Here is a 25,638-nt window from a genome sequence, read left to right on the forward strand (position 1 = left end):
GATTCAGACCTCAGTCGTCAGGAACGGATAATCGGTATAACCGACTTCAGTACCGCCAAACAGTGTCGCCGGATTGCCCATCTCTGCCAGCGGCAGGTTTTGTTTCAGACGGCGCGGGAAGTCGGGGTTGGCAATAAACGGGCGACCGAAGGCCACCAGGTCCACCACACCCGCCGCCAGCAGTTTGTCGGCTTTTTCACGCGTGTAATTCCCCGCAACAATAATGGCGCCGCTGAAGGTTGCCCGCAGGGTTTCACGGAACTCATAAGGCACCTGCGGTGCATCATCCCAGTCAGCTTCAGCCAGATGAATAAAGGCGATGCCTTTTGTTTCACACCAGGCCGCCAGCGCCAGAATCGCTTCGATGGCCTGTGGGTCATCCATGCCACGCTGGGTGATAAAGGGGGCAAGACGGATACCGGTGCGGTCTGCACCAATGGCGTCGCTGATGGCTTCCAGCACTTCCTCGGCGAAACGCACGCGGTTTGCCAGGCTGCCACCGTATTCATCGGTCCGTTTATTTGAGGAGCGACGCAGGAACTGGTCAATCAGGTACCCGTTGCCACCGTGGACTTCCACACCGTCAAATCCGGCTTCCATGGCATTGATGGCCGCCTGGCGGTAATCCGCAATCACCTGCCCAATATCGTCATGGCTCAACTCACGCGGAACGGGGCAGTCAACCATTTCCCCGACACCTTCGCTGTTCACCACCCACACCTGTGCCTCCGGCGACAACGCTGAAGGGGCAACGGGCTTGCCGTCAGGGTGAAAACTTTCATGAGACATACGCCCCACATGCCACAACTGAGAGAAGATTTTGCCGTTCACTTTATGGACCGCATCGGTCACCAGACGCCAGCCTGCGATTTGTTCAGCGGAATGAATCCCCGGTGTCCAGGAATACCCCTGTCCCTGCGGAGAAATCTGCGTCGCTTCGGTGATGATGAGACCTGCGCTGGCGCGTTGAGCGTAATATTCTGCCATCAATGTCGTAGGAATATTGCCTGGCTGCGCGGTACGTGCCCGGGTCATCGGCGCCATCACAATACGGTTTTTTAGCTCAAGATTGCCAATATGTGTAGTTTCAAAAAGAGGTTGTGGCTGCATTAACTGTTCTCCAGGGCGGTAATTTATAGCTTGACTTTACGGCCTGTGAGTCGCTTTGATAATGGCGGGAATAACTGATTCTATTTTCAGGAAAACGGAATAATGGGCAAGTTTGAAGATATGACGTTACTGGTGGAAGTCGTGGAGGCGGGTGGACTGGCCGCAGCGGGACGGCGGATGAATCTTTCTCCTGCCACCATGACGGCCCGGTTAAAGGCACTGGAAGAACGCTATCAGACCCGGCTGTTTAATCGTTCCACCCGGGCAATTGCACTGACACGCGCCGGTGAGGATTTTTACCACGCCGCACTTCGCGTGATGGAGGAAATGGCGCAGGCCGAGTCGAAACTGACACAGAAAGACGGGATGCTCAGTGGCAGCCTGCGTATTTCAGCGCCATCAGATTTTGGCCGACAGTATCTTTCGGCCGCACTGCTCGATTTTTCCCGCCTGCATCCTGAAGTCAGAAGCTTTGTCTATCTGAGTGAAAGTGTGGTGGATTTGATTGCCAACCGTCTGGACATGAGCGTGCGTTTCGGCAACCTCCCGGACAGCAATCTGGTGACGAAATTTATCCGCCCCAATCACCGTGTACTGGTTGCGTCAAAAAGCTACCTTGAAACACATGGGAAACCTGTGCATCCGGATGACCTGCACGGGCATCGTTGCCTGGTGATGGAGCAGCGCGGCACGCCGATGAACGAGTGGCGTTTTGAAGAGCATGATGTGCCCTCCATGGTGCGGGTCACGCCTGCCATGGTATGTGATGATGGTGCCCTGCTGCGCCAGTGGGTGCTGGCCGGGGCGGGTATCGCCAGCAAATCATGGTGGGATGTGAAGCGCGATGTCGAACAGGGGCGGCTCATCGTCTTATTTGCCGACACCTTTATCGGTTTCAGTCGCCATGACAAAAAACAGGTTGGCCTCCAGTTTGTCTACCCGCAACGCCGTTTTCAGCCCTTGCAGGTGACGGCGTTCAGCGAGTTTTTCATCAACTGGCTGGATAATGAATGATCCGGCAACAGGTTTATTCATAAAAATAAAATAATCCATTCAATATTACTGCAATTATCAAAAGTGATTCTTTAGCCCAGAATGACTCTCATCATTCATCTGTCAGAGTCACTTATGAAATCGCAGCGTATTCCATTACAGGTCTGGATACTGACCTTATCCGCTTTTGCTATTGGCACCGCCGAGTTTGTTGTCGCCGGATTACTCACCACCATGGCGCACACCCTCAATATCACCGACGGTCAGGCGGGAAATGTGATCACCGCTTACGCCATGGCGATTGTAATCGGTGGGCCGGTGCTGACGCTGTGGCTCGCCCGTTTTGAAAAACGTAATGTCCTGGCCGGATTGATGGTGATGTTTATTGCCGCCAACCTGGTCAGCGCCTTATCCACCAGTTATTCGGTGCTGCTGGTCAGCCGGGTGCTGGCGGGCCTGGTACAGGGGCCGTTTTACGGTATCGGTGCGGTGGTCGCAACGCGACTGGTGGCAGAGAATCTTGCGGGTCGCGCTGTGGGGCAAATGTTTGCCGGGCTGACGCTGGCAAACGTGTTGGGTGTGCCGTTCGGTGCCTGGATTGGCAATATCTTCGGCTGGAACGTGACGTTTTATGTTGTCTCCGCCCTGGGTGCGGTGGCGCTGGTTGCTATTATGCTGACCATTCAGCGCCAGCCTCCTGAGCCGGGTAAGAGTGTGCGTCAGCAGCTGGCGGTATTCCGTCATGGCCCGTTACTGGCAAGCCTTGCGATTACCGTTCTGTGCTGGACGGGCTTTATGACGCTGTATGGTTACATTGCACCCTTGGCAGAGCAGGTGGCAGGTTACAGCGTACAGGCGTTAACCGTACTGCTGTTTGTGGTGGGTATTGGTCTGGTGGTGGGTAACCATATCGGGGGGATGACGGCGGACCGCAACCTGCGCCAGGCGCAGCTTTTATGGCCGGTCCTGATGGTCGTGTCACTGATTGTTGTTGGCCTGGTCAGCAGCCATTACTGGTTGTTTATGGTGGCGACGTTCCTGTTCGGCATTGCCTCATTCGGTAATGTCCCGCCATTACAGATGAGCGTACTGAAACATGGCAGCACTGCACCGGAACTGGCGGGTACCGCTAATATCTCAGCCTTTAACCTGGCGAATGCACTGGGTGGGATTATCGGTGGTCTGACCGTCGACAGTGCCCTCGGCGCGGCAGGTATTCCGTGGGTGGCGATACTGATCCCTGTGGCCGGCATTGCGTTTGTGCTGTTTAACCGTTGTAACACTGGCCTGAAAGTCCAGGCCGCGAGGTAACTATGTACATCGACCATGCGACATTCCGAAGCAGTGACATGGACACCACGCGAGACTTTTTTATCGCAGTCTTTGATTTATAGCCCGGGGTGCGCCCCGGTCTTATCAGCAACCGCATTCCCGGTTACTGGTTATATGCGCAGGAAAAACCGCTGGTGCATATTATTCCTGCGGGCGATGAAGGGTACCCGTTACCCGCTGCGGCGTTAAAAGAGAGTATTGACCATGTGGCATTTCATCTCGAAGGTTACGGTGCCTTTCGGGAAAAACTCCAGGGTCTTGGGATACATTATTCCCTGATGGACCTGGCTGATATTCAGGAGCGGCGAGTTTTTATACGAGCCCCCGGAGGGCAGTTAGTAGAAGCGGTGTTCAGTGAACCTGTACCGGAATCAACCTGAAGGACAATGCCATTTTCTGAAGCAGTTCGGATCTGTACGCATGTCACTCTACTGTCAGCGCCCGGTTTATGGTGGTATCCGTTGGCAGGCAGTACGGCAGGATAGCGAACCAAAATACAACTGTGCAGGGATAACGGGCAAATTGGGGGCCAGTTATCCCGCTTATTTTCACTTTTGAAAGATAAGTCTTATCGTTCAGTCATTATTTTTAAGCGGTTCGATTTACGCTATTTTATAACCTGAGATTTTAATGGCATTAATAAGACATTCTGTCTCTTACTATAAATTAACAGGCATCGCTGCTGTGATAGTTATATTGGGTTCTACACAGTGATAAAGACCAGAGCGGATTTGCTCTGTTGGTGATGGTTCCCGTGAGTCCGCATACTGAATCAAAAATATCATTCAGCCGCGCCCCGGTATTAAAGTTCGACGTAGTAACAGAAATGTTACTTTTACGCTATGGCTAATACAGCATAGCGTTTTTTTTATCCCACTCTATTCCTTTGAGGACGAGCATGAAAAAAACACTTCGTATCGGTCATATTGATTTAAGTTTCCACGCGGCCAGTGCAGCGCTGGTTTGTACTGTATTTGAAAAATATGGCTGGCAGGTTGAAATGACAGCCAGCCCTCATGAAGAGATGTTTAAGCGCTATGGGAAAGGAGAAGTGGACATGCTCGTTTCAGCCTGGCTTCCTGCCAGCCACGATGTCTATCTGGCCCCTTATCAGGATAATACGGTTAAATTAACAGTCCTGTATCATCCTTACTGTATATGGGGAGTCCCTGATTATGTCCCCGTCAGCGATGTGACCTCTGTTGAAGACTTACTCAGACCCGATGTCCTGTTAAAAATGGAAAAACGGATCCTGGGTATTAACCCGGGGGCCGGGATCAGCCGTTTTTCTCGTACAATGATCGAGGAATATCAACTTTCCGATTCCGGTTATTATTTTGAAAATGGCAGTGAATCGGCGTGCTACAGCACTTTTGAGCAGGCTGTCAGCGAACAGCGCTGGCTCGTTATTCCCTTGTGGCATCCGCAGTTCCTGCATCACAGATATACCATCCGGGCATTAGAAGAGCCAAAAGGGTTACTTGGCGGACAGGATGAAGCTACGCTGATAGCGTCCAAATCGATAACAGAGATATTCGAACCCCAGTTACTTGCTGAGCTTCAGGCTTTATCACCCGGTAATACCGTCATCAGCGAGCTGGATTATCTCATCTGCCGGCAAAATAAAACACCCAGTCAGGCCGCTGAAATCTGGCATCAACACCACTATCAGGAATAGCCTGTTGTGGGAGAGCACAAAAAAACGGCGAGCAGGCTCGCCGTTGCAAACTGTCTTTAATTAGCGGTCTTTTAAACTGGCATCCACGCCCGAGAAGAGATTAATGATGGGCTGGAACGCCGTTTTCCATTCGAAATCCAGTGACAATTTACCTGCGGAATTAGGCAGTAAAAACGGAATAGTGACCATAAAATAAAAGAAGGGAAATTCCCAGCCGCCACCTGGCATCATCCATGTGTAACCGATACCAAAATGTCCACTCATTAACTCGGCCGCAATAAGATAAATTGCTGCAATAAACGCGCCAGCACGGGTCAGAAAACCGAAACCAATCGATACTGCTGCTGTGAATTCAGCGAGCCCACCGAGAATAATCATTGTAACGGCAACGTTTTCACTGAGCACGGTACCGAAAGTATGCATACCCACGACATTCTGAAAGAAACCAACCAGACCGGCATCATGATGCGACAAAAACAGTTTTTCAGTACAATGCGTCAGGAAATTAAATCCAACAAACATTCTTAAAAAGGAGAGTGCGACCTCCTGGTGACCATATTGACGTATCCCCTCCCTGAAGATAATGATGGCCTGGAGCAGCAGAGGAATGAATGTGATGGCGGTTAACCAACCCACCCGTGACCAGTCATGCTGATCTGCATTTCGCACAACAATCAACGTAAAGAATAACGTTAACATAAAACTTATCAGGCGGTTTTTACGCCATAAGAGTGCTGTCAGTGGGATCAGGAATGAAAACAAAACCATCACGATTGCAGACCATGTCCCATCGAAATGATTCAGGTATGTCACCGATGCGATAAAAGAAATCAGCCCGGTAATAAAGGTTAAATAATAAATTTTAGCTTTCATTTATTTGCCGCCTGTTAAGAAATACTAATGGTCACTGATTTCTGACAACTTTGAGCGTAAGTGTGGATGTGGCAAGTGTATGTTGATTAATAAAATATCCGGTCAGTGGTGCGGTTGAATTATCCGGTACATCGAGTTTTTCAACATCAAGAGCGTGTAGTGTATAAATATAAGAATGGACTTTTCCCACGGGAGGACAAGGACCGAGATAATTGCGCTTGCCGGTATCATTTGCTTTTATTGTTGCGCCATCCGGTATTTCATTTCGTGAGAGATGATTGCGTGCTGCGGGAATATCAATTAACATCCAGTGCCAGAAACCACTGCCTGTATCAGCATCTTTATCGTATAAAGTGATGGCATAACTGCGTGTCCCTTCAGGGGACGATTGCCATGATAATTCAGGCTGGATATTCTTCCCTTTGCATCCGAAATCATTTGCCATTAAATCAACAGAGATATTTTCACCATTATGCAAAACCGAACTTCTCAACGTCAGTCTGGCAGCATATCCCGTTGCTGATGATACCCCGGACCACAGAATCAACGTTGCTATCATTACTTTTTTACTTAATCTCATACGTCCCCCATAAATATTCAACTAAAATACAAGTGAGGAATATATTTATAACGCTGGATGGCTTTGTTCTGCTATCTATTAATACTGAATAAATAATTCACTTGAAACGAACAATATATTTTGAATTATGAGGTGTAGATCTTGTTTTTTTCAGGTTCGTTATAATCCCAAAAAGTAAAAACTGCCGACAGGCGATAGTGTTGTAACCTATTTACCCAAAGAGTTCTGTAAAGGGATATGAACTGCTTAATTAAAAAATGTCATGTAAGAATATCTTCTGCCGTAGGCTCCTTTGTCACGCACTGATTTTCTCTGGGCATTGGTTGTGCCTGCAACTGACGCATTTGCTTTTTCCATTCCGAAAATTTAAATCCGTCTTTTGCCGCGGCTGCGTTTTAGACCGAATTATCTAAAATAACAACTGAAATTTTTAAAAATTGAATTGATAGCTGATTACAGATTTAAAATATTTTCAGATAGATATTACATCCATGAACGTACCCAACTATTGGCCAGATCCTTGCGATCCGGCTTTTTTATTTATCTGAGGAGATGTTATGGAACATAAAGATCCATCTCAGCCTTTGCGACAAGTGCTTTCCGGATTACCTGCATGGGTCAGTGCACAGGTGCTGCTGAAGATACAAAAACTGATAAGTTATGAGCCGGTGATAGGCATTATGGGTAAAACCGGAGCTGGAAAATCTTCATTGTGTAATGCCATGTTTGCTGGAGAAGTATCACCGATCAGTGATGTGGTTGCCTGTACCCGCGAACCATTATGTTTTAGCCTGCAGGTAGGAGAGAGAAATATGACGCTAGTGGATTTACCTGGTGTCGGGGAGTCTGAGTACCGGGATACGGAGTACGCTGCACTGTACCGCAAACAGCTTCCCCACCTCGACCTGGTGCTGTGGCTGATTAAGGCTGATGACCGGGCACTGGGGGTGGATGAGCACTTTTATAATCAGGTGATTGGGGAGGCTTACCGGCATAAGGTGCTGTTTGTTATCAGTCAGGCAGATAAAGCAGAGCCTACTAGCAGTGGAGAGCTATTATCCACAGAGCAAAAGCAGAACATCAGCCGTAAAATCTGCATGCTGCATGAATTGTTCAGGCCCGTGCATCCGGTGTGTGCCGTGTCGGTGCGGGCTAAGTGGGGACTGCGGGTGATGGCCGAGCGGATGATTCGTTGTCTGCCGCGTGAGGCCAGCAGTCCTGTAGCGGTACAGCTCAGTGCGCCGCTTCGTACTGACACTGTTAATAAAAAAGCCCGTGACGATTTTGGTGAAACGGTCGGCTCGGTACTAGATACAGTAAGCTCCATGCCCCTGATTCCGGCCCCGGTTCGGACAGTCATCCAGTCTATGCGCGACATCGTGGTATCAGTCGCCCGGGCAGTCTGGAATTTCTTCTTCTGAATTGCCCCTTCTAACCCATCGTTTCCTCAGCCCTGCCGCAATTGAGCGGCAGGGCTTTTTTGTCTTTATTTATCCATCATGAGGAGTCTGTTTATGAGCCGTCTGGCTTCGCGCTTTGGCGCAGCAAACCTTATTCGTCGTGACCGTCCGTTAACCCGTGAAGAGCTGTTTAGCGTGGTGCCCAGTGTCTTCAGCGAGGACAAGCACGCGTCACGCAGCGCACGATATACCTGGATACCAACCATTACCATTCTTGAAAACCTGCAGCGCGAAGGCTTTCAGCCCTTCTTTGCCTGCCAGACCAGAGTGCGTGACCCAGGGCGTCGTGAGCATACAAAGCACATGCTGCGCCTGCGTCGGGAGGGGCAAATTACCGGCAAACAGGTCCCGGAAATTATTCTGCTCAACTCCCACGATGGCTCCAGTTCGTATCAGATGCTGCCGGGATTATTCCGTGCGGTATGCCAGAACGGGCTCGTCTGCGGTGAGTCGTTTGGCGAGGTGCGGGTGCCGCACAAAGGAGATGTCGTAAGTCAGGTGATTGAGGGAGCGTATGAAGTGCTGGGGATTTTCGACCGTGTGGAAGAGAAGCGGGATGCCATGCAGTCGCTGATGCTGCCGCCACCTGCACAACAGGCTCTGGCACAGGCTGCACTGACGTACCGTTTCGGTGAGGACCACCAGCCGGTTACAGCACCTCAGATACTCTCCCCACGCCGTTGGCAGGATGAGAGCAATGATCTGTGGACCACATACCAGCGTATTCAGGAGAACCTGATTAAGGGCGGACTCAGTGGCCGGAGTGCAAAAGGTGGGCGAACGCATACCCGCGCCGTGCGTGGTATCGACGGAGATGTGAAGCTCAACCGGGCTCTTTGGGTGATGGCGGAAGCGATGCTGAGTGGGTTTCAGTCCTGAGCTTGTTATCAGCATGTTGAGAAAGGACACTCCCTGTCCGTTTTACCTCCATTGGATTGAGTGTTTTATCACCGCATTTCACGGTGTGCCGCGCCGGGACTGCCTCCGGTGGCAGATAAAAAATAGTTCATTCCATGTCCATACCCTGTCCGCCCCCCTCTTTAGAATCATTTCATATTCAGTCAGTTAATTATTTCGGAGATTTAAGATGACACAGGCAGAGCGCCGTCATGACCGGCTGGCTGTCAGGCTGTCACTGATAATCAGCCGCCTGGTTGCAGGTGAAACGCTGAACATGGTCCGATTAGCGGCAGAGTTTGGTGTGTCAGTCCGTACCCTGCGACGGGATTTTCGCGAACGGCTGATGTACCTCGACCTTGAGTATCGACGGGGGCAGTGCCGCCTGCGCAGTACCGGTGGAGGCGTACAGGGCGAGCTGGATGCACTGACCTTTGCTCACCGGGCAGGACTGGCCGATATTTTTCCGGGGCTGGACCGGCGTCTGGCGGGCATGCTGCTCACTGCAGGGGGGATGCCCTGCCTGGTGTGGCAACCCCCACAGTCAGTGTCACCGGCCAGCTCGCTGGTGTTTTACCGCCTCGTCAGTGCCATTACCGCATGCCAGCGGGTACTGCTGCTGGCCGAGGGAGAACGCTGTGACGGGCTGGCCCCGTACCGACTGATTTCATTCGACGGCTGCTGGTACCTCACCGGTGAACTTAACGGGCATATCACCGTGCACCCTCTGGCGACCATCCATGCGGTGACAGTCCTGAACACCACTTTTACCCCGCGAAAACGTCTCAGCCAGTTAACCACACAGGCGGGCTTTATCCGGGCTCTTCCGCACTTCAGCTGTATTCGCGAAGTCCTGTCTCCTGGGCCCTCTGAGGAGGAGCAGGGTAACACACTGATTTAATTGCCTCTGTTAAGAAGGAAAAACAATGACCTGGCATTACGAGAAAAATGGCATACGTCACGACAATGTGACCGAAGACGACATCACTGGCCTGATTATGCGCGGTGAACTGACGGCAACCACGCTGGTATGGCGACAGGGTATGGCAGAGTGGCAACCGGTCTCCACCACCCCGCTGGCTTCGGCGCTGCTCCACAGCACCACACCACCAGCGCTGCCGGGGCACCGCATTCCGGGTGGCGTTGTGTGGACGCTGGCATTCGCTCCCTTCATTGGCTACGCGCTGGAGTTGTGGACTGCAGGATTGAGCGGGATGTCATTTGACGAGGCATATGATGCCGTCTCGGGTGGGCAGTACTGGTTTATCACGCTGCTGCTCAATATCGCTCTGGGATATCTCGATGAACGACGTCTGCGTAAGGCCGGAGTGGATACCACCATGTTCGGCAAACTGGCCTGGCTGGTGCCGTTCTATTTGTGGCGTCGGGCGAAAAACCTCGATCAGAAACCGGCTTACTTCTGGGTATGGCTGGTGATGCTGGCACTGACTGTATGGGCCTGAATCACCGCTACCTGATACTTTCTCTGTTAAGGACCAACGTAATGAAAACACTGATTAAAATACTGGGCATTACCGGCAGCCTTCTGCTTTGTGCAGGGGCTCAGGCCCAGCCCTATAACCGAACGCTACCTGCAGTCGTCAATGACAACAACGGGAATATTTTCTGGTGTGATGCGCATCGTCAGGTTACCGGAAAATGTGAAGCCATGTCTGTTGACCGTCAGGGCGGGATGGTCACGGTGCGTTCAGCACCTTTTAAAGACTGCGAAGGCGGCCTGTGGGGCTGGATAACTATCATGCACAACGATGTGTCAAAGGGATTCACCATTACTCCGGACAAGAAATTCGGTCTCACCGTAAAAGACCTGTGCCGTCCGGGCACGGTAGTGACCTTTAAGCCCAACCAGAAGAAGCCTGAATATGACGACCTGGTGGCACTTTACCAGGGCAAAGAGCTGTTTCGTTACCGCCGCTTCTGATAACACCCGATATCAACCTCCTTCATTTTGCCCGACAGCGGGCAGGATTAATTCAGGAAGAAAACCATGCTGAAAATAATGACCTCTGCTGTACCCGCCCTCATTCTGTCACTTGCCGCCTTCAGTGCCGGTGCCGCTCAGCTTCCGGCAAGCCTGATGGATAAAGACAATCCCGGCCAGGAGTACTGGTGCCAGGGAAACGACATCAATACCTCCATGTGCTCACTGACCGGTGTCAGCGACGACCATAAATTTGTCCTGATTCAGGACCTGCCGGGCCCGGCCTGTGAGGACTTAAGCTTCGGGGTTATCGACCTGGTGAGCCAGACCGGTGTCAATATTCCTTACGACGGTGGTGACTGTAAGGGCGATGTGCAGGCCGGTTTTGTGCGAGGCACGAAAGATAATGCCCTGTATGTGAAAATTGTCCGGGGCAGTAAAACCCTGAGGCTGTATAAGGTGCAAACCGGTTACTGACAATCCCCCTACACATGCCAACTCCCACAGCCCCTGACGCATCTGCGTCAGGGGCTTTTGTTTTTAAGGTACACCGAATGCCAGAATCTCACATGCTGCCACCGGGACCTTTTACCCGACAGCAGGCCGAAGCGGTTACCCGCCGGTATCGCAACATCAGCATTGAAGACGACCTGGGTAGCCACTTCCGCCTGGTGGTTCGTGACTCTGAAGGTCGAATGGTCTGGCGGGCGTGGTGCTTTGAACCTGATGCCGGTGAAGGGCTTAACCGTTATATCCGCAAGTCAGGCATCCTCAGAGTATCCTCCTCCTGATTGCACCCATCAATTATCCCTGCATGTCCTTTATTTCCCATACGCCAGCCATCGTCGCTGGCGTTTTTATTGACGGAGAATATCCATGACGACACAAACGCAATGCGAATTGTTGACCGCTAATGAACCTCAATTTGACCTCACTGCAACACCAGTACCTGACGAGCAGCGTCTCGATTTCTGGCCGCTGCACTTTGGTGCTATCCCGCAGTGGATAGCGCTGGAACCCCGTATTTTCGCCTGGATGGATCGCTTCTGTGATGAATACAGCGGTGGTATCTGGTCCTTTTACACGCTCAGCAATGGCGGTGCGTTTATGGTCCCTGATGCTGAGGGGGACGATAAATGGCATCTGTTCAACGGCATGAACGGCAATGGTGCGGAAATGAGCGCAGAAGCCGCAGGTATTGCTGTCTGCCTGATTGAATACAGCCATCACGCCTGTCGCACCGAATGCGATGCCATGACTGAACACTATTACCGGCTGCGGTATTACGCTCTGCAGCACCCAGAATCCAGCGCCATTTTGCGCATTATTGATTAAGGATACTCATGATGGAACAGTCACTTATCCCACAGGCTACGGCACTTCCATTAGCCGCACAACGCACGGTAAAGCGCGCTCTAACGCTGCTTGACCGACACCTGCGAGAAACAGGTGTGGCATTTACCTCCACTCAGGCTGCCCGTGACTGGCTGAAGCTGAAAATGGCGGGGCTGGAGCGCGAAGAGTTTATGGTGCTGTACCTGAATCAGCAGAACCAGTTGATTGCCCATGAAACCCTGTTTGCCGGTTCAATTAGCAGCACCGAGGTACATCCCCGTGAGGTAGTCAAACGCGCCCTGTATTTCAATGCAGCAGCAGTGATACTGGCGCATAACCATCCCTCGGGCGACATCGCCCCCAGCCAGGCAGATAAAGCAATCACGCAGCGTCTGGTGCAGGCGCTCCAGCTCGTTGATATCCGTGTGCCTGATCACCTTGTCGTCGGTGGTACGCAGATATTGTCGTTCGCCGAACATGGTCTGCTTTGAGGTATTACATGAAAATTATCAGTAAACGCCGGGCGATGACGATATACCGTCAGCATCCGGCCTCCCGCATTTTTCGCTACTGCACCGGCAGATACCAGTGGCACGGCAGTGTCTGTCATTACACCGGTAAGGTAGTTACTGACATTTCCGGCGTGCTGGCGGTATACGCCGAACGCCGCCAGGACCCAGCGGACCTTATGTCTGCCTGATGAGTATTACCTTGAACTGACAATAAAGGACGTTATAAATGAGCAACATCACCTGGGGCCTGCAGCGGGATATCACGCCGTGCCTGGGAGCACGGCTGGTGCAGGAGGGCAACCGGCTGTACTATCTGGCTGACCGAGCAAGTATCACCGGTAAATTCAGCGGAGCAGAATGTCTTAAACTGGACGTGGCATTTCCGCATTTTATCAGTCAGATGGAATCGATGCTGACCACTGGTGAAATGAACCCTCACCATGCCCACTGTGTCACCCTGTACCACAACGGTTTTACCTGCGAAGCCGATACTCTTGGTAGTTGCGGCTACGTATATATCGCTGTTTATCCCACTCAACGCTAACTAATTTCAAGAGAGCAAGCATGAAAACTCTACCTGCTACAATTTCGCGGGCGGCGAAGCCCTGTCTGTCTCCAGTGGCTGTCTGGCAAATGCTACTGACACGCCTGCTGGAACAGCACTATGGCCTGACACTGAACGACACGCCGTTCAGCGATGAAACTGTTATTAAGGAACATATTGATGCCGGGATTACCCTGGCCGATGCAGTCAACTTCTTGGTAGATAAGTACGAACTGGTTCGTATCGATCGCAGAGGGTTTGGTTGGCAGGAGCAATCACCTTATCTTCTAGCGGTAGATATACTGCGAGCACGACAGGCGATTGGTTTATTGCGAAGAAGTTTTAATGATGCTGTATTGTGAGAGTTCTGAGCGGTCATCTTGACTTAGATCACCAGTCTTCACCAAATTTATTTAACATACATAGCACCTGCCACTATTGGCAGGTGCGCTTGTATTTACAAAGTATAGCTAGTTTTAAGGGTATTTATTATTAAGGATTGAACTGAAATCCTCTTTATCGCTTTCAGCATCAATGACTGGTGGAATGTATGTGTTCAGTTTTTTACTGATGCAGAATATCTTGAGAGTACAGGATAACATCCAGAACCATGGAATAAGAGTAGCTAAGGTGACAGTTAGAAAGAAAATAAACTGACTGACATCTTCACGTGAATAGCTTTTAATTACTTCTGAACCCATAATGGTCAGTATAAAAATAAGCATGAGTGGTAGAGACCACTTCAAATGACTATGGGGGTATATCTTGCCATCGCTGATATCGTATAATCCCGGCCAACGTAATACCGCCTTGAGTGATTGAATATAGGTTTGAGAGTGGCTGGAATGAAAAGCCACAAGCCTGTAGGATAAATCTCTGTCCCTATGTAGACCTAAAGATAGAAGGCGGAATTGTTGTTCAGCCACATCTAGTGGGTCTGAAGATGGTGGTTTTGATTGCCTTAACCATTTAACAGCTTCGATCTGCTCTAAGGGAGAACGAGAAAAGAAATCCCGTCGGCTGAAGTGGACATACTTTTTCGCAATTGCGGCGAGAATGGCAAGGGTGACGCTTGCGATAACTGGAATCTTGAGCAAATCTTTTACCATTGTGAACATCATCTTTCCCTTCTTAATCTTAAATGAGCTGAAGATAACAGATTGATTTGTTTACAGGAGATTTTTTTCCAGAGTGAGGCAAGAAGCTGAGTATTGCTATGTAAGTGCTATTTGTTGGATCAGTCTAGGAAAGAGAAATATTCCCAGCTGAAATTATTAAGGATGGTATGATTACTGCGTCATCGTTTAGATGATTCAGGCGTTATGTTACTACGCTGATTTTTGAAGGAAAGTAATTGAGTATACATGTGAGTATATAAAATTAATTTTTTATATATTAATTACTTAAAATTCAGTTGATTGTTGTTCATTGGCGAGTCCGGCCTTCGCACCAATCACTTTATTTTCAATAAAATCAGTTAGTTATGATAAATATCTTAACTCTCTGTCACTGAAAATTGCAGTAAATCCCATCACAAGAAAATGCCGCTGTGGTTAGTAGTGGCGATCAGGATATTAACTCACATCGGCGTGTAGTTTCCAGGCTCAAACACGCATCTGATTGCAACTTGAAGCTTATGACGTTGCCAGCGTCTTAAAACAATCCTGAAAACTTTCAGTGAATAGCATTTCAGCCCGATGCCTCCGAAATGATGCCGTCGTGAGACGTCATAGGGGATAAACAGGTTTATGGTGGTCAAAGGTACTTGTATACCAGATACAAGCTCTGCCAGCGTTTCAGCCACGCTCCCGTAAGGGTACACGGTTATCCTGATAAACTTCACTGTCTGACATAACCATGATGATGTCGCTTTGCTCCACTAGTTGTCTTACCACCAACGGGGCTTTATGGCTTCTATTGTCCAAATGTGGCTTAAATATTAGACTGGTATGAAATTTAATCGGTGGTGGTGTATGCGCAAAAAGCAAATACAAAAGGTCATTGACGGGCGCTTAATCTCGGTAGAAAAGAATACTACGAAAAAAAGTACGAAAGTTAGCAGAACCAATTATGAACGGATGCGTCAGCGTGATTGGGAGTATGTAGCATTAGGTAGTGACGAACTCCAGCATTTTAAATCCCTCTGACCTTGCTGAAATGGCTACATTGATCATGCAGCCATCATTTGTGGTACATGCCGTTCTTACTTAGATATGTAACCGGTATGATACGCGCTAATTCCAAGTTCCATGCCCATTATACTCATCTCATCGTCTTGTGTTAGAACCTGTTTTCTAGCTTCAGCAAGGGTTGCTTGCTTTGCGATCGAGGCATCAATATTCCCGCGTTTTGCGTCAGCTGCGCCGTTATAGCATGCAACGGTAGTCATACTTGCGAAGAGTTTTGTAGCCCTCTGGTACATAGGGTCCTTCATCATTGCATCAGTTACACCAGCCGATTTAAACCTGGAAGGTAGGATGGTTTGCACATCTTGCGGCATTTTGACATCACACAAAGCCTGTTGGCTTGGACTGAAAGCGCTTCGATTAATATGACGTGATGCGTTGTTGATCATGGCTTCCATGTCTTCAAGCTTGTCGGGAATACCTGTTGGGTTATCAACGTTGGCTTTACGGCTGGCTTTCAACATTTGAGCTGCATCCTCGGACGGATTGCTCGGATTATTGTAATGCCCTCGTTGGATGCAACCTGCTAAAGAAACAGTAACAAGTGTGCAAATTATAATTTTTTTCATTGTGTAGTTGCTAATCATCATTTGGTTTATAGGTTGAGCAACTTTACTTCAGCTACAGATTCTAAGGCCTTGATCGTGGACATTGCTTTGTTTGCAGCATTAAATTTTTTATAGGTAAAGTTCAATTAATGGGCGGGTGAGTTTGCAGTGGACAAGTTTTTTTCACGATTGCTGTTAATGGGTATACCGTAGTTTCATTACTGCGATGGTTAGCAGTAGAAATCGACGGGAGACATCGCGTCGTATGAAGTGCCGGATGATTCCGGCGATTTGGAAATGTATTGCTAAGTGCCTGGTACACGGGTACTTAGCAATCCACTGCCAATTTAAGCTAATGTTTTACAGTTAGCAGCAAGGGCATGAACCGAACCGCAGGAACAAGACGGCACATAAACTCGTTACCAGTTCACCTAATTTTAAAAGATGATGGCGGATCGCAGATTATGGGATCTTGTGACGTTCACGGAAGGGACGGAAGCATTGAACTACGTAGCTTGCAACATGGCGTAGTGATCCCTACAGATCCCCTCACTGGTAAAGTTACTGGTTCCCGTCAACACTGTTCTTTTAATTTCACCAAAGAGATCGATAGTTCATCACCTTATCTGTTTAAAGTCGTTGCAACAGGCCAAACACTTAAAAGTGCTGAATTTCAGTTCTACAGAATAAACTACAGTGGACAAGAGGAAATTTATTACACGATCACGTTGGAAAATGTGAAAGTGGTTAGCCATAGCCCACTGATGCATGACACCCGCAACGTAACTGGTACAGGACATATGGAAGATGTTTCTTTGAGTTATGAGAAAATCACTCATCTCTATAAAGACGGTAACATCCTTCACTCTGACGCCTGGAACGAGAAGAAACAGGCCTAACCGCTGAATGAAAAGGGGGCATTGCGCCCCCTCGTATTGCCCTTTCAACACCTGCATCAAGAATCTGATACATTTTTATCGTTGCTGATTTTAATGTCTGGCTTTCGCTCAATACTCTGTACAGAAGCGGTGTCGTCTTATAAAACTCTTTTTGTAGAGTGATTGGCGAATGGATTTGCGTACTGGTGAGATTTCCGGTATTCCCATTCACTGGAATAGATAGGTGATGGGTTACTGCCTTTAACTCAATGGCACCTAATTTCCTTTATCAACCCCGACTCCCTTTCCCCCCAATCACCCCAATAAACTCCCTAACCTGCCTCCGCTTCCGCACCGACAACTTCCCCACCACCCGCGCCGTCTCCAGCACCTCGTCAGCTTCGGCTTCCACCGCCGTCAGCACCATACACCCCTTCATCACCCGCACCTCAACCTTCGTGCCGGTGGTAAACCCCGCCCCTTCCAGCCATTGCCCCTTCATCATCACCGCCGGAACGCGATGATAATCTGGCGCGCGGCTCGCATAACTCACGGTTAAATTCCGCTTATTTCCATCCACTACTTCTGGTTCAAATAAATCTGCAATACAATCGATGTCAGTCATGGTTACTATTCCGTTTAATAGCAATTGTGATTAGCGATGCGGGCGTGTTGGCGCACACCCGCATCGCGCAAAATAACACCTGTAAATATACCCAGTAAAGGAAGTAAAAGCCAGCCGAAAATAAAACGTAATAAACGCCATTAAATATAAAACCGGAAGCCATTATTAATATAATCTATTAAAAACAGTCCCCGTATTAATAATAAAAATAGATAACCATAAAATCACGACATCACCATCGCCGCCTGAATATACCGCTGCGGCGACACCCCCAGCTTCTTTCTGAACATCGCAATAAACGCGCTCGCGCTGGCATAGCCCATCTCCTGCGCCAGCGTATTCACCGCCACGCCGCGCGCCAGATTACACACCGCTTCCAGCAGGCGAATCTGCTGCCGCCATTCGGAAAAACTCAGGTGCGTCTCTTCGCGGAACAGGCGTGCCAGCGTGCGTTCGCTGGCTCCGACCTTTTGCCCCCACCAGGCGAGGGTCGCGGTATGATCCAGCTCGCGGCAAAGCGTATCGCAGACCTGGCGCACCCGGCGATCGCTCGGGAGGATCACGTGGCACAGTGCGGCGGCGGGTAAACGCTGTAGCTCGTCGGTCAGTAGCGCCTGAAGCAGGGCCATCCTCTCTGGGGGAATGGCATCTTCAAGCCCGGCATCAATCAGGGTGTGGAGTAGGGGAGTGGCGGCCAGGCCGCGGCACTGATTGCCAAACAGGCGGGAAGCCTGCGGGCTAAGGTACAGGTTTTGCGTCACCACGTGATCCACGGCCTGAAGACCGTGCGGCAGTCCGCCGGGTAGCCAGATTGCGCGGCCGGGCGACAGCAGCCAGATATGCTGCGGGGTGACGATTTTCGCCACGCCGCTGAGCGGATAAATCAGCTGCCCCTGCTCGTGCTGGTGAACCGGCTCTTCGCTGCCGGGAGCGTATTTGAGCTGGCGCAGCCCTTCAATCGCCTGTGGAATGGTCATCTTCACCTGCCCTCTGTCTGATTCTCACCATTTATGCTTACTGCTGCGTTTAGAGACAACTTTTGTCCGTGTGGCGATATCCTGGTGGCCAGTAACGCCATTCTGCCACGGAAGGGCTTCTCTTTTAAACTTGAATAATTATCATTTCCATCCAATTCTAATAACAGTCGGAAATGCTATGAATCAGGTTGGCAAGCTTTTCAGGGATAAACCGTTGAAAGTACTGGCATGTACGATCATCGCAGGGTACAGCGGGCAAGCGTTCACTGCGGATAACGGTCACGATAGCACAAAAGAACAGACAATAGTGGTCACCGCCGCGGCACCGTCGCAGGGGCAGGATGATGAGAGTTCACTGGTGGCGCACAACGCGGCTGCCGGAACGAAATCCAGCCAGCCGATAAGCCGCACATCGCAAAGTATCGCCGTCGTTACACAGGCGCAAATCGCGGCGCAAGCGGCGAAAAACATTCCGGAGGCGCTGCGCTATGTCTCCGGCGTGGCATCGGAAAACGCCGGGCCGGATACCCGTTTTGACACTATCGTGGTGCGCGGTTTTGAAGCCGACGAATATCTCGATGGCCTGCGCCTGCCGCGTGAAGCCTGGTGGAGTCGCCCGGCGTGGGACCCGTTCCTGCTGTCGCGCATTGAGGTAGTGAAAGGCCCATCGTCGGTGCTGTACGGCCAGGCCAACCCGGGCGGGGTGGTCAACATGGTGAGCAAAACTCCGCAGGCCCAGCCGGGTGGGGAAGTGTATATGTCCACCGGCAACAACAACCTGTTTGGTACCGGCTTTGATGTCACCGGCCCGCTGACCGACGACAACACGCTGCTTGGCCGCGTGGCGGGGACCTTCTTCGATACCGAAACGCAGGTCGACCACACCCGCTATCAGCATTACGACATTGCGCCATCCTTCACCTGGCAGCCGAGCGATCGCACCAGCCTGACGGTGCTGGCGCAGTTGCGTAAAGACCCGGACAGCGGCTTCTACAACCAGATGCCCACCTCCGGCACGCTGACCTATAACCCGAACGGGCAGATCTCCAGTAAGTTCTACGGCGGCCAGCCGGGCTTTGACAGCTATGAGCGCAAGCAGGGCAGCATCGGCTATCAGTTCCGCCATGACTTTAACGACACGGTGACCTTCCGCCAGAACCTGCGCTATATCAGCAGCACCGGCGATTACCTGATGGTCTACCCGTGGGGCGTTCATGTGGATGCACCGCTGATCGACCGTTACTCGATGAACCTGCAGGAGACCATGGTCAACTTCGCCGTGGATAACCAGGCGGAGTTCCATCTGCAAACTGGCCCGGTACAGCATACGCTGCTGGCCGGGATTGACCGGACGCATAGCTCGGTGCGCAGCCGCGCGGGCTACGGTGATGCAAGCCCGATTAACTACCTCAACCCGGATTACAGTGTACCGGTTGAAGTGCCAGCCTTCACCAGCAGCACCCACTCCACACTCGATCAAACCGGGTTCTACCTGCAGGATCAGCTTGAATGGGCAAACTGGATAATGAATCTGGCCGGGCGTTACGATGCGGCGAAAACCAAGAGCACCAACCTGCTGACCGACGCGCGTACCGAAAGCAACGACTATGCGACCACCGGGCGCGCCGGGCTGCTGTATCACTTCGATAACGGTTTAGCGCCGTACGTCAGCTACTCGACCTCGTTCGTGCCGAGCAGCACGACTGATTTTTATGGTCACGGCTTTAAGCCGACGGAAGGCAAGCAGACGGAAATGGGCCTGAAGTACGACCCGGTTGGGCTGGATGCGCTGTTTACGCTGGCGCTGTTTAACCTGCGGGAAACCAACGTCGCGACGCCGGATCCGGATCACGCCAACTACAGCGTGCAGACCGGTGAGATCCGATCTCGCGGGATCGAGCTGGATGGCAAGATCAACATCACCCCGGCCTGGTCGGTTCTGGCATCCTACGCGTTGACCGATCCGGAAGTGATCAGCGCGAACGATGGCACCGAAGGCAAACATCCGGTCGGTATTGCGCGCAACAGCGCCAAATTGTGGACGCAGTATGCGCTGAGCGGCCCGCTGGACGGCTTCTCCATCGGCGGCGGCGTGCGCTATGTCGGCAGCAGCTATGCCAACACCGACAACAGCCTAAAGGTATCGGCGGCGACGGTCTACGATGCGCGTCTGGGCTACGACTGGCGTGAATGGGGCGTTGCGCTGAACGCGGCGAACCTGACCAACAAAACCTACCTCGCCACCTGCCAGAACAACGGCTGTGAATACGCGATGAAACGTCAACTGACGGCGACCGTTAGCTACAAGTGGTAACGATGCTCTCACGACGCACGTTATTAACCGCAGCGCTGCTGGCTCCCGCGATGTCGTGGGCCGGGAGTGCTGCGGCCCCGCAAAGGCTGGCGGTGCTGGACTGGGGGCTGACGGAGATGATCCTCGCGCTCGGTATCATGCCTGCTGGCGTCTCGGCGCCTGACTGGTATCGCAAACTGATCCCGCAGCCTGTGTTGCCTTCAACGGTGCAGGATTTAGGGCTGCTGTTCCAGCCGAACCTCGAAACGCTGTATGCCTTAAAGCCCGACCGTATTGTGATAACCCCTCAACATACGTTGCTGAAGCCCGCGCTGGAAAAAATCGCACCGACGCTGACGCTACCCACCCACGGGCTTGCTTCCTTTATAGATGCTACGCGTCAGCTTGGTGATGTCTTCGGACGAGAAACGCAGGCGCAGGTGTTGCTCAATAATCTGCAATCGCAGCTAGCCCGCGTGCGCAAGGTTGCCCAGACGGTGCGGCAACCGGTGTTCTGCGCCACGCCCGTTGATGCGCTGCATCTGTGGCTCTACACCCCGGGAAGTTTGCCTGGCGATGTGCTGGCCGCTTGCGGCCTGCGCCATGCCTGGCAGGGGAGCCGTGGGGCGGAAGGGACGGTGCTGGTGGAGTTGACCCGCATTGCCACGGTGGATGCCCGGCTTATCCTGCTGGTCGATGACGACAAGCGTGATGCCGTCGCCCGATGGCGGCAGAGCGCACTGTGGCAGCGCCTGCCGGTGACGTCGCGGTATCCGATGGCGGTGATTGAACAGCCGATTAGCGATACCGGCGCGCTGATTACCGCCGGGCGCTTCGCCGATATCCTCTATCCCTTTGTTGCGGGGTGGCGCGATGCATGAACCCTATTCCCGCCGTCTCTCATGGGGGCTCATCACGCTGCTGTGGCTGGCGGCGCTGTTGCTCGCCGGTAGCGATGTGCAGCGCGAAGGTGGCCTGCGGGCGCTGTTGTATGCCAATAACCTTCAGCCCACGGCGATTATTCTGCACAGCATGTGGCTGCCGCGGCAGGGTATGGCGATTATTGGTGGGGCGACGCTCGGGCTCTGCGGCTGGTTGATGCAGCGGGCGCTGCGCAATCCGCTGGCGGAGCCGATTACGCTCGGGATGACCTCCGGCGCGACGCTGGCGCTGGGGCTAGCATCGCTCTGGTTCCCGCTACTACTGACCGAAGCCAAAATGGCGGTGGTGGTCGCGGGGGAACTGGCCGCGCTGCTGCTGGTGCTGGTGCTGGCGCTGAGCTGGCGGCAGCGGCTCTCGCCTTTAGTGATGATCCAGGCCGGGATGATGATCAACCTGTGGTGCGGCGCGCTGACGATGCTTATCGCCATCATCAATGACCGTTTCCTGCTGACCGTGCTGATGTGGGGCGGCGGTTCGCTGGCGCAGGAAGACAGTCATCTGCTGATGTCGCTGCTGCCCTGGCTGGCGCTTTGCCTCTTGGCGTTGGCATTTTTATGGCGACCGCTGGAGCTGCTGCAACTGCCGGAAACCATGGTCAGTAGCCTGGGCGCCTCGCCGCTGAAAATTCGCAGCGCGGCGGTGCTGCTGGCACTGGTGATGAGCGCGCTGGTGGTCAATGCCGTCGGGGTGATTGGTTTTATCGGCCTGGCCGCGCCGCACCTTGCCCGCTTTGGCGGTGCGCGCACGTCGCGTCAGTTGATGCTGCACAGTGCGCTCACCGGGGCGGGGCTGCTGTGGTTTACCGACCTCTGCGTGTCCCGGGTTTCGCTATTGAACGGCCAGTTGCTGCCGGTGGGCATGTTGACCGCGCTGACTGGTGGGCCGCTGTTGATCCTGCTGGCGCGTCATGCCCGACAACATGTTCCGGATACTTCTCCGTCGCCACTGACGGCGGATGCCTCAACCCACCGCTGGGTGCCGTGGCTCGCCGCTGCCGTACTGCTTATCGCCATTGTGGTTTCACTCTGTCTTGGGCTGGGCCTTGGGCACTGGCATTGGGCAAGCCATGAGGAGCTGACGCAACTGCTGCCGCTCAGGGTGCCGCGCCTGCTGGCCGCCATCAGTGCCGGGGCGCTGTTGGCGGGCGCGGGGGTACTGATGCAACGCGTGAGCGGCAACCCGCTGGCGAGCCCGGAAGTGCTGGGTATCGGTGGCGGTGCGGCGATGGGCGTCACCGTCTATATCCTGCTGTTTCCCACTCAGGGCAGCGCCTTTCTTCTATTAAGCAGCCTGGCGGGAGCGCTGATCAGCTTGTTACTGACAATGTGGAATAGCCGACGCAGCGCGTTTAACCCTCAGCGCGTGTTGCTTAACGGGCTGGCGCTGAATGCGCTATGCCAGGCCGCCGTGAGTATCGTGATGCTCAATAACCTCTCCGCCAGCGCGGTGTTGCTGCCGCTGATGACCGGCAGCACTTACTACATCAGCGCCTCTCTGGCGCAGGTGCTGTTTGTCGCCACGCTGGTGCTGCTGATCATCACGCCGCTGTTTCGTCGTTGGCTGGTGCTGCTGCCGATGGGCAGCGTGGCCGGTTCGCTAGGCGTCTCGCTGCCGCGTGCCCGCTTCAGCGTGCTGGCGCTGGCGGCGCTGATGACCGGGCTTGCCACCTTATTAGTGGGGCCGGTGTCGTTTATCGGGCTGCTGGGTCCACATCTGGCGCGCCGGGTTGGCGTGAAGGGCGTACTGGCGCAGCTCTACACCGCGGTGCTGCTCTCCGCCTGCATCATGACCGTTGCCGATTGGCTGGGGCGCAATGCGCTCTATCCGCGCCAGCTGCCGGTGGGGCTGGTGGCATCGCTTATCGGCGTGCCGCTGCTGGTCTGGCCGCTGATTCGTGGCAGAAACAGGCCGTCATCTCATCAGACGTAATAAAAGAAGCAAACTATAAAAAGGAATGAGCATGTCGTTGTTGTTGATGTTGTTTCGGATGGTCGGCGGCTGGCTGCTGCTGGCCGTGGTTGCCGGGCTGATGAGCGGGCTGAGCAATGCGTCGCTGCTGGCGATGATTAACCACAGTCTGAATCTGCCGCTAGCGCAGGGCTGGCTGGCACCGGGAATACAGTTTGCGCTGCTGGCGTGCCTGATGCTGGCAAGCCGCGTTATCTCGCAAACCACCTTTATGTATCTTGGGCAGAAGGTAAAGGCGCGGCTGCGCAGTGAGTTGACGCATCGGGTGAGTGAAACCCGCTGGCTGCAGCTGGAGCGTTCCGGAATGGCGCGGACTATCTCGGTGCTGACGCAGGATCTCGATACGCTGGTGGTCTTTTTCGTCAACCTGCCAAATCTCTTCATCTATAGCGCGGTGATCCTCGGGTGCCTGATTTACCTGGCGACGCTCTCTTTTAGCGTGCTGGGGCTGGCGCTACTAGCCATTGCGCTCGGTACGCTGGGGTATCAGGCGGCACACGGGCGCGCGCTTGGGCTGCTGCGACAATCCCGGCAACGGGAGGACACGCTGATCCAACAATGCAAAACGTTGTTCGACGGCGGGCGCGAATATCGGCTTAACGCCGCGCGTCGGCGGCATTTTGTGGACGGCGAACTGGCGGAGAATATTGAGGCGGTGCGCCGGGAGCGGACGCGGGGCTACATCCTGTATGGGCTGGCGACGAGCTGGGGCAGTATTCTGTTCTTTGTGTTTATCGGCCTAGTGCTGTTTGGCCTGCGCGAAGCGCTAATGCTGCAACCGGCGGCAATTACCGGCTACGTGATGATCTTCCTTTATATGATTGTGCCCGTCGAGGGCGTGCTGTCGTCGCTGCCGACTATCGCCAGCGCGCGGGTGGCGATGCAGCGGGTGCAGCAACTTCAGGCGGCGCTACCGCCGGAGCAGACGCAGCGTCCGTTGCCAGAAGTGCCATTCACCTCGTTGGCGCTGGAGCAGGTGAGCTATCAGTATCAGGGGGAGGATGGTGAACGCTTTACCCTCGGGCCACTCGACCTGACGTTTAATCCTGGCGAGCTGGTCTTTATCGTCGGCGGCAACGGCAGCGGGAAAACGACGCTGGCGAATCTGCTGGTGGGAATGTATCCGCCCGACAGAGGAACGCTGCGCTTAAACGGCCAGGTTGTTGCCGATGACCAACAGGAGGCATATCGGCAATGCTTCTCGGTGGTGTTCAATGATTTCTTTCTTTTCGATAACGTGGCGTTTGTGCATGAGCGCACGGCGGAACAGGTGGGGGCGTTACTCGAACGGCTAAAGCTCAGCCATAAGGTTCGTTTTGCCGCTGGGCGTTTCTCCACGACGGCGCTCTCGCAAGGGCAGCGTAAACGGCTGGCTTTGTTGCAGGCCTGGCTGGAAGCGCGACCGATCTACCTGTGTGATGAATGGGCCGCTGACCAGGACCCGGAATTCAAAGCGGTGTTTTACCAGGAAATCCTGCCGGCGCTAAAAGCTGAAGGGAAAACCATTATCGCTGTCACCCATGATGATCGCTATTTCCACCTTGCGGACCGGATTATCAAGCTGGAGTCGGGGCATATTGTTGAATAGTGGGTGGGGCGATAAGCCATTTTCCCTCTATATAAAGAAGGGGGATATACGCAGAGAACGTAAGAATAGATGAGATTTGTGGATAACTCTGTGTGTAAATGGGTATAAGGCGGGGTTCTGCTGGGGATTGCAGCAGTCAGTCATTTTTCTGCAATTTAAGGGTTGCGGCCCTGAAGAAACTCCCTATAATGCGGCCCCACTGAGACGGAACAACGGCAAACAAGCCGCCGGATCAGCGAGGTTCTCCTGAGAACCTCGGCAGAGAAAAGCGAAATTAAACGCTTGACTCTGAAAGAGGAAAGCGTAATATACGCCACCTCGCAACAGTGAGCGAAAGCCGTGTTGCACTGCTCTTTAACAATTTATCAGACAATCTG

27 protein-coding genes and 2 pseudogenes are annotated in these 25,638 nt (G+C 52.7%); 21 read left to right on the top strand and 8 right to left on the bottom strand.

Features of this window, described 5'->3' with window-relative positions; translation table 11 throughout:
* Positions 1-3 precede the first annotated feature (3 nt).
* Complete coding sequence (locus ACLGE8_RS19925) at positions 4-1,110, bottom strand: alkene reductase (protein ID WP_235117091.1); 1,107 nt, start codon at positions 1,108-1,110, stop codon at positions 4-6.
* A gap of 102 nt (positions 1,111-1,212) precedes the next feature.
* On the opposite strand from ACLGE8_RS19925, the gene ACLGE8_RS19930 reads away from it, so the two are divergent.
* The 4 genes from ACLGE8_RS19930 to ACLGE8_RS19945 all read left to right on the top strand — a co-directional run bounded on the left by ACLGE8_RS19930 (position 1,213) and on the right by ACLGE8_RS19945 (position 5,113).
* Positions 1,213-2,124, top strand: a complete 912-nt coding sequence (locus tag ACLGE8_RS19930) for a LysR family transcriptional regulator (RefSeq protein WP_123756878.1) — start codon at positions 1,213-1,215, stop codon at positions 2,122-2,124.
* A gap of 114 nt (positions 2,125-2,238) precedes the next feature.
* On the top strand, positions 2,239-3,414 hold the full coding sequence (locus tag ACLGE8_RS19935; protein WP_284104095.1) for an MFS transporter: 1,176 nt from the start codon (positions 2,239-2,241) through the stop codon (positions 3,412-3,414).
* A 155-nt stretch (positions 3,415-3,569) separates the two neighbouring features.
* Positions 3,570-3,815 (top strand): hypothetical protein, encoded by a 246-nt coding sequence (locus ACLGE8_RS19940; RefSeq protein WP_411000663.1) that lies wholly within the window; start codon positions 3,570-3,572, stop codon positions 3,813-3,815.
* A 518-nt stretch (positions 3,816-4,333) separates the two neighbouring features.
* Positions 4,334-5,113: a glycine betaine ABC transporter substrate-binding protein gene (locus ACLGE8_RS19945; RefSeq protein WP_284104096.1), complete on the top strand. Its 780-nt coding sequence runs from the start codon at positions 4,334-4,336 to the stop codon at positions 5,111-5,113.
* Between the two features lie 60 nt (positions 5,114-5,173).
* Here ACLGE8_RS19945 and ACLGE8_RS19950 read toward each other — a convergent pair whose 3' ends face one another.
* The gene (locus ACLGE8_RS19950) at positions 5,174-5,986 is read right to left on the bottom strand and encodes a DoxX family protein (RefSeq protein ID WP_131346773.1); all 813 of its coding nucleotides are present in this window, start codon (positions 5,984-5,986) and stop codon (positions 5,174-5,176) included.
* A gap of 31 nt (positions 5,987-6,017) precedes the next feature.
* The gene (locus tag ACLGE8_RS19955) at positions 6,018-6,566 is read right to left on the bottom strand and encodes a YbhB/YbcL family Raf kinase inhibitor-like protein (RefSeq protein ID WP_235117087.1); all 549 of its coding nucleotides are present in this window, start codon (positions 6,564-6,566) and stop codon (positions 6,018-6,020) included.
* A 557-nt stretch (positions 6,567-7,123) separates the two neighbouring features.
* Here ACLGE8_RS19955 and ACLGE8_RS19960 point away from each other — a divergent pair.
* The 12 genes and pseudogenes from ACLGE8_RS19960 (at position 7,124) to ACLGE8_RS20015 (ending at position 13,618) form a co-directional block, all read left to right on the top strand.
* Positions 7,124-7,987, top strand: coding sequence for a GTPase family protein (locus tag ACLGE8_RS19960; protein WP_235117086.1), 864 nt, complete (start codon positions 7,124-7,126; stop codon positions 7,985-7,987).
* Between the two features lie 93 nt (positions 7,988-8,080).
* Positions 8,081-8,905 carry a DUF932 domain-containing protein gene (locus tag ACLGE8_RS19965; protein ID WP_131346767.1) on the top strand — a complete coding sequence of 275 codons (825 nt, stop codon included), beginning with the start codon at positions 8,081-8,083 and terminating at the stop codon, positions 8,903-8,905.
* Positions 8,906-9,113: 208 nt separating this feature from the next.
* Positions 9,114-9,824 carry a transcriptional regulator gene (locus ACLGE8_RS19970; RefSeq protein ID WP_131346765.1) on the top strand — a complete coding sequence of 237 codons (711 nt, stop codon included), beginning with the start codon at positions 9,114-9,116 and terminating at the stop codon, positions 9,822-9,824.
* Between the two features lie 25 nt (positions 9,825-9,849).
* Positions 9,850-10,386 carry a DUF4339 domain-containing protein gene (locus tag ACLGE8_RS19975; protein WP_284104097.1) on the top strand — a complete coding sequence of 179 codons (537 nt, stop codon included), beginning with the start codon at positions 9,850-9,852 and terminating at the stop codon, positions 10,384-10,386.
* Positions 10,387-10,427: 41 nt separating this feature from the next.
* The gene (locus ACLGE8_RS19980; protein ID WP_038434461.1) at positions 10,428-10,865 is read left to right on the top strand and encodes a hypothetical protein; all 438 of its coding nucleotides are present in this window, start codon (positions 10,428-10,430) and stop codon (positions 10,863-10,865) included.
* Between the two features lie 66 nt (positions 10,866-10,931).
* Positions 10,932-11,342 (top strand): hypothetical protein, encoded by a 411-nt coding sequence (locus ACLGE8_RS19985; RefSeq protein ID WP_284104098.1) that lies wholly within the window; start codon positions 10,932-10,934, stop codon positions 11,340-11,342.
* 77 nt (positions 11,343-11,419) lie between these two features.
* Positions 11,420-11,656, top strand: coding sequence for a DUF905 domain-containing protein (locus ACLGE8_RS19990; RefSeq protein ID WP_202693755.1), 237 nt, complete (start codon positions 11,420-11,422; stop codon positions 11,654-11,656).
* A gap of 85 nt (positions 11,657-11,741) precedes the next feature.
* Entirely contained in the window at positions 11,742-12,200 is a 459-nt protein-coding gene (locus ACLGE8_RS19995; protein WP_235117082.1) for an antirestriction protein, read from the top strand.
* Between the two features lie 8 nt (positions 12,201-12,208).
* Complete coding sequence (gene radC / locus ACLGE8_RS20000) at positions 12,209-12,691, top strand: RadC family protein (protein WP_202693757.1); 483 nt, start codon at positions 12,209-12,211, stop codon at positions 12,689-12,691.
* A gap of 8 nt (positions 12,692-12,699) precedes the next feature.
* A pseudogene (locus ACLGE8_RS20005) lies at positions 12,700-12,920 on the top strand (DUF987 domain-containing protein).
* An 18-nt stretch (positions 12,921-12,938) separates the two neighbouring features.
* The gene (locus ACLGE8_RS20010; RefSeq protein WP_202693758.1) at positions 12,939-13,256 is read left to right on the top strand and encodes a type IV toxin-antitoxin system YeeU family antitoxin; all 318 of its coding nucleotides are present in this window, start codon (positions 12,939-12,941) and stop codon (positions 13,254-13,256) included.
* A gap of 20 nt (positions 13,257-13,276) precedes the next feature.
* Positions 13,277-13,618: a TA system toxin CbtA family protein gene (locus tag ACLGE8_RS20015; protein WP_235117081.1), complete on the top strand. Its 342-nt coding sequence runs from the start codon at positions 13,277-13,279 to the stop codon at positions 13,616-13,618.
* A gap of 114 nt (positions 13,619-13,732) precedes the next feature.
* Here ACLGE8_RS20015 and ACLGE8_RS20020 read toward each other — a convergent pair whose 3' ends face one another.
* The gene (locus tag ACLGE8_RS20020; RefSeq protein WP_235117080.1) at positions 13,733-14,377 is read right to left on the bottom strand and encodes a hypothetical protein; all 645 of its coding nucleotides are present in this window, start codon (positions 14,375-14,377) and stop codon (positions 13,733-13,735) included.
* Positions 14,378-15,459: 1,082 nt separating this feature from the next.
* On the bottom strand, positions 15,460-16,011 hold the full coding sequence (locus ACLGE8_RS20025) for a hypothetical protein (RefSeq protein WP_411000667.1): 552 nt from the start codon (positions 16,009-16,011) through the stop codon (positions 15,460-15,462).
* A 359-nt stretch (positions 16,012-16,370) separates the two neighbouring features.
* Between ACLGE8_RS20025 and ACLGE8_RS20030 the strand changes: the two genes are divergently transcribed.
* Complete coding sequence (locus tag ACLGE8_RS20030; RefSeq protein ID WP_411000669.1) at positions 16,371-16,889, top strand: Hcp family type VI secretion system effector; 519 nt, start codon at positions 16,371-16,373, stop codon at positions 16,887-16,889.
* Positions 16,890-16,932: 43 nt separating this feature from the next.
* Here the strand turns inward: ACLGE8_RS20030 and ACLGE8_RS20035 are convergent.
* The 3 genes and pseudogenes from ACLGE8_RS20035 to ACLGE8_RS20045 form a co-directional block, all read right to left on the bottom strand.
* Positions 16,933-17,151: pseudogene (locus ACLGE8_RS20035) on the bottom strand (type VI secretion system tube protein Hcp); the annotation flags it as partial.
* Between the two features lie 6 nt (positions 17,152-17,157).
* The gene (symE, locus tag ACLGE8_RS20040) at positions 17,158-17,493 is read right to left on the bottom strand and encodes an endoribonuclease SymE (RefSeq protein ID WP_411000671.1); all 336 of its coding nucleotides are present in this window, start codon (positions 17,491-17,493) and stop codon (positions 17,158-17,160) included.
* A gap of 224 nt (positions 17,494-17,717) precedes the next feature.
* Positions 17,718-18,470: an AraC family transcriptional regulator gene (locus ACLGE8_RS20045; RefSeq protein WP_411000673.1), complete on the bottom strand. Its 753-nt coding sequence runs from the start codon at positions 18,468-18,470 to the stop codon at positions 17,718-17,720.
* A 214-nt stretch (positions 18,471-18,684) separates the two neighbouring features.
* Here ACLGE8_RS20045 and ACLGE8_RS20050 point away from each other — a divergent pair, with 214 nt between their 5' ends.
* From ACLGE8_RS20050 to ACLGE8_RS20065, 4 genes are read left to right on the top strand one after another with little or no spacing between them, the layout of a single operon-like run.
* Complete coding sequence (locus ACLGE8_RS20050; RefSeq protein ID WP_411000675.1) at positions 18,685-20,784, top strand: TonB-dependent siderophore receptor; 2,100 nt, start codon at positions 18,685-18,687, stop codon at positions 20,782-20,784.
* 2 nt (positions 20,785-20,786) lie between these two features.
* Positions 20,787-21,644, top strand: coding sequence for an iron-siderophore ABC transporter substrate-binding protein (locus ACLGE8_RS20055; RefSeq protein WP_411000677.1), 858 nt, complete (start codon positions 20,787-20,789; stop codon positions 21,642-21,644).
* On the top strand, positions 21,637-23,634 hold the full coding sequence (gene fhuB, locus ACLGE8_RS20060) for a Fe(3+)-hydroxamate ABC transporter permease FhuB (protein ID WP_411000679.1): 1,998 nt from the start codon (positions 21,637-21,639) through the stop codon (positions 23,632-23,634). Before ACLGE8_RS20055 ends, fhuB begins: the two co-directional genes overlap by 8 nt.
* Before the next feature lie 31 nt (positions 23,635-23,665).
* A complete protein-coding gene (locus ACLGE8_RS20065; RefSeq protein ID WP_411000681.1) occupies positions 23,666-25,261 on the top strand; it encodes a cyclic peptide export ABC transporter in 1,596 nt (531 codons plus the stop codon).
* Positions 25,262-25,638 lie beyond the last annotated feature (377 nt).

The organism is Kluyvera sp. 142486 (assembly GCF_046569695.1).
Classification (GTDB): Bacteria; Pseudomonadota; Gammaproteobacteria; order Enterobacterales; family Enterobacteriaceae; genus Kluyvera.